Here is a 720-nt window from a genome sequence, read left to right as displayed (position 1 = left end):
GCTTAAACCGGCTATTAGAAGAAGCCGGCTTAAATTAAGCTTCTTTTTTCCTCCAACATTTTCTGCACAGCAATCTGAACTGCTTTCCCTTCAGTGACTCTTGAGCCTTTTTCTTTCGTTAAAGCTAATGCTAATTCTTTAATTTGAATATTAGCTTCAGGCTCGATCCTTAATAATTTTCTTTCTGTTTTAGCTTTTTCTTCAGCCATATTAATCACCTTCACTTTTTGGTTACATTGGTAACCATTATATCCTTATTCTAAATTTTGGTCAACGAACTAATAATTACCCAAAACAAAAAAATGCAAGTGTCCTAAGTGTCCAGGACACTTAGGACGGACAGGACGGACAGGACAGACAGGACAGAGGACAACCAGGACGTCCAGGACACTTAGGACAGACAGGATATTTAAACTTTAATAACGAATATTTAATTAAACAAAGGAGGGATAGTTTTGCTAAAAGTGGTCCCTACAGAAAAAACGTATGAAGCTTCTATTTTTGCTGAAAAATTAAGAGTGAGTTCATCAACTTTAAGAAACTACAAAAGTCAATTTGCTAAAGTTGGCGTGACTTTCAGAAACCATAAAGGAAAAACCATCTACACAGAAAATGATCTTTTGCTTTTCAATAAAATGCTAAATCTACATAAACAAGGCGGCAAGACAATTAAAGACTGCGTCCTGTGTGCTGTCCAGGACAGTCAGGACAGCACACAGG

2 protein-coding genes are annotated in these 720 nt (G+C 36.8%); one reads left to right on the top strand and one right to left on the bottom strand.

Annotated elements, in window-relative coordinates:
* Window positions 1-29: 29 nt before the first annotated feature.
* Window positions 30-209 (bottom strand): hypothetical protein, encoded by a 180-nt coding sequence (locus AC1DWA_RS32985; protein WP_029325212.1) that lies wholly within the window; start codon window positions 207-209, stop codon window positions 30-32.
* Window positions 210-464: 255 nt separating this feature from the next.
* Here AC1DWA_RS32985 and AC1DWA_RS32980 point away from each other — a divergent pair.
* A partial coding sequence (locus tag AC1DWA_RS32980; protein ID WP_477917630.1) for a MerR family transcriptional regulator occupies window positions 465-720 on the top strand: 256 nt, incomplete at its 3' end.

This window comes from Rhodococcus sp. P4_F3_2, assembly GCF_056401335.1.
Note: the sequence above shows the minus strand (reverse complement) of the source record. Positions and strands in the feature narration are given on the sequence as shown.

Coding starts and splice junctions, on each gene's coding strand:
- AC1DWA_RS32985 (WP_029325212.1), bottom strand. CDS start 209: ATGGCTGAAGAAAAAGCTAAAACAGAAAGAAAATTATTAAGGATCGAG.